This is a genomic window from Streptomyces sp. SID1328 (assembly GCF_009865595.1).
In the GTDB taxonomy this organism is placed as follows: Bacteria; Actinomycetota; Actinomycetes; order Streptomycetales; family Streptomycetaceae; genus Streptomyces; species Streptomyces griseoluteus.
Genome location: NZ_WWKH01000431.1, coordinates 1 through 3336, shown reverse-complemented (window position 1 = coordinate 3336; position 3336 = coordinate 1). Strand labels below are relative to the sequence as shown.

Below are 3336 nucleotides of genomic sequence, written 5' to 3'. Positions count from 1 at the left end.
GCAGCACGCCGTCGGCGCCCTGCATGCGCAGTAGTTGCAGCAGGGTGCGGCCCTCGGGGTCGGCCGCGTCGATGACCTCGGCGAGCCGGGCCGGGTCCACGGCGGCGGCGCGGGCCAGCGCGGCGGCCTCGGCGACCGTGCGCCAACTGCCGTACGTGACGACATTGCGGGCGATCTTGGTGGCCATGCCGGCGCCGGACGGGCCGCAGTGCACCACCTTCCTCGCCCAGTCCACGAGGACGGGCAGGGCCGCGTCCACGGTCTTCTGCTCGCCTCCGAGGATGGCGACCATACCGTTCTCGGCGGCCTTGTCGCCCGGGGTCACCCCACAGTCGAGGAAGCCCACGCCGAACTCGGCACACAGCGCCGCTAGTTCGTGGACGACCGGCAGGGCGACGGTGGCGAGCAGGACGACGGTCAGTCCCGGCCGGGCCGCCCGCAGCAGGCCGTCGTTGCCGCCGATGACCTCGCGGGCCTGGTCGGCGTTGACCACCGCGACCATCACGACGTCGGACGCCTCGGCCACCTCGGCGGGTGAGCCGAGCGGATCGGGTACGCCGGCCAGGTCCGCGGCGGCGTCCGGGCGGACGTCGTAGACCGCGGGGATGCGTCCGCTGCGGGCCAGGCTGACGGCCACACCGCCGCCGATCATGCCCAGGCCGATCACACCGGCCCTAAGGGTGTCGCTCATGCCGCACTCCCAGTGAGAAGGGGGGCCGCCGCGGCGACCTGTGCTCGGTAGCCGCGCAGGGCGCGAACCATGTTGATGCCGACCGCCGCGCAGGTCCGGCCGTTCCTGCCGTACAGAGCGACCAACTTTCGCTCGGCCGTGCTGCCTTCTACGACCGGGTCCTCGCCGACGGCGGGCCCCCGGACGTGTCCTTGCTGGAGCCCATGCCGCGGAACGGCGCGTTGGTGTTCTTGGGGCGGGAGGACGGGCCGCCGTCGAGCGGGGTGCCGGAGGGCCTGCGGGCGCCGGTGATGCGGGTGAGCGCGGCCTCGCCGGAGCGCACCTTGGTGACCGTCGGCTCGACTCCGGCCTCCGACGTCACCTTGCTCAGTTCGCGCCGCTGGCCCGACAGCACCAGTGTCACCACGCTGCCCGAGCCGCCGCCGCGCGCGGTGCGGCCGGCGCGGTGCAGGTAGTCCTTGGCGTCGGCGGGCGGGTCGACGTTGACCACGAGGTCGAGGTCGTCGATGTGGAGGCCGCGCGCCGCGACGTTGGTCGCCACCAGCGTGGTGATCTGCCCGTCCTTGAACTGCGCGAGGGTACGGGTGCGCTGCGGCTGGGACTTGCCGCTGTGCAGGGCCGCCGCGTGCACCCCGCTGGCCCGCAGGTGCCGGGTGAGCTGGTCGACGCCGTGCTTGGTGTCCAGGAACAGCAGCACCCGGCCCTCGCGCGCGGCGATCTCCGTGGTCACGGCGTACCGGTCCGGCCCGTGCACGACCAGGACGTGGTGGTCCATGGTCGTGACCGCGCCCGCCGAGGGGTCGACCGAGTGCGAGGCCGGGTCCTGGAGGTGGTCGCGGACCAGGCCGTCGACATCGCCGTCCAGGGTCGCGGAGAACAGCAGGCGCTGACCGTCGGGCCGCACCTGCTCCAGCGCCTCGGTGACCTGCGGCAGGAAGCCCATGTCGCACATCTGGTCGGCCTCGTCGAGGACCGTGATCCGGACCCGGCCCAGACGGCACGCCTTGCGCTCGATGAGGTCGTGCAGCCGGCCGGGGGTGGCGACGACGACCTCGGCGCCCTCGCGCAGCGCGGCGATCTGGCGGCCGATGGACATGCCGCCGACCACCGCGGCCATCCGCAGCCCCAGCGCGTCGGCGTACGGGGTGAGCGATGCGCACACCTGCTGGGCCAGCTCACGGGTGGGTACCAGGATCAGGGCCAGCGGCTGCTTGGATTCCGCCCGGCGGCCCGCCGTACGCGCGAGCAGGGGGAGGCCGAAGGCGAGGGTCTTGCCGGAGCCGGTGCGGGCGCGTCCCAGGATGTCGCGGCCGGCGAGGGCGTCGGGGATCGTGGCCGCCTGGATCGGGAAGGGCTCGCGCACGTCCAGTTCGGCGAGCTTGCGCTGCACCGCGGGCGGCAGGTCCAGGTCGGCGAAGGAGGTGACCGACGGCTGCGACTCGGCGGGGTCCGGGTGGTTCATGACAAGCCTTCCGCAAGAGGGGGCGTACCGAGGAAGGCCCGGTAGGACGAGGTACGGCGACCGGACGGGCGGGGTCACCGACCGTCACTACCGTGCAAAAGTTTCACGCTAACACAAGGCGCGTACCAGGGTCCGGTCGGCCTGATACCCCGATCCGATCGGGCAGGAGCGGATCAGGGGCACACGGCATAGTGGTATGAGCTGATGCAAAAGACGCGTTCCGTGTACTCGTACCGGGGCGGTCGACGGGAAGGCGACAGGTATGGCTGCCAAGGACTCGTGGGAGCACGGGCCCGAACAGGCCGAGGACCGGGCGGTCAGGGTGTCCGGCGGTCTGCTCGACCTGCTGCACGCCTCCGCCTTGGTCACGGACGCCGGGGGCCGCATCGTCCTGTGGAGCCCCGAGGCCGAGCAGTTGTTCGGCTACGACGCGACCGAGGCGCTCGGCAGGTCGATGGCCGAGCTGGTGGCGTTTCCCGAGGACGCGCAGCGCATCCGCGAGCTGTTCCGGCAGGCCCAGGTGGGCACCAGTTTCGCGGGGGTGTTCCTCGCCCGGTGCAAGGACGGTTCGACCCGTTCGGTGGAATACCGCAAGGGCCGTCTGCACGATCCCGAGGGGAACGTGCTCGGGCTGACGCTCGCCGCCGACGTGGACACCGTGCGCCGGGTGGAGAGCGACCTCGCCCTGTCCGAGCTGCTGATCAACCAGTCACCGGTCGGCCTCGCCGTCTTCGACACCGAGCTGCGCTGGATTCGTATCAACGACGCCTTGAGCACCGCGAACGGGGTGACCGAGGGGGACGTGGTCGGGCGGCGGCTGGAGGACACGCTGCCGGGCGTGGACACGCAGGCCATCGAGGCCGCGATGCGGCGCGTGCTGCGCACCGGCGAGCCGATCCTCGACCACCGCACCATCGGCCGTGTCCCGGCCGACCCGGACCACGACCACGCCTGGTCGGAGTCGTACTACCGGATCGAGGACCGGCGCGGGAAGGTCCTGGGCGTCGCGGTGTCCGTCGTGGACGTCACCGCCCGCCACCTCGCGGCGGCAGAGATCGCGGCCGCGCACCGGCACCTGGCGACCCTCTCCGAGGCCAGCGCCGACATCGGCAGCACGCTGGACCTGCGGCAGACGGCGGGCGAGCTGGCCGCGGCCGTCGTGCCCCGGTTCGCGGACCTGGCC

The 3336-nt window shown here is 72.8% G+C and carries 3 protein-coding genes; 1 reads left to right on the top strand and 2 read right to left on the bottom strand.

Annotated features, from left to right (window positions below):
- Both GT030_RS12810 and GT030_RS12805 read right to left on the bottom strand, forming a co-directional pair.
- Positions 1 to 652 (bottom strand): NAD(P)-binding domain-containing protein (locus GT030_RS12810; protein ID WP_346009626.1); only part of this gene is annotated, 652 nt, incomplete at its 3' end.
- Between the two features lie 187 nt (positions 653 to 839).
- Positions 840 to 2153 carry a DEAD/DEAH box helicase gene (locus GT030_RS12805; RefSeq protein WP_161201212.1) on the bottom strand — a complete coding sequence of 438 codons (1314 nt, stop codon included), beginning with the start codon at positions 2151 to 2153 and terminating at the stop codon, positions 840 to 842.
- A gap of 262 nt (positions 2154 to 2415) precedes the next feature.
- Here GT030_RS12805 and GT030_RS12800 point away from each other — a divergent pair.
- A partial coding sequence (locus GT030_RS12800; protein WP_161201211.1) for a PAS domain-containing protein occupies positions 2416 to 3336 on the top strand: 921 nt, incomplete at its 3' end.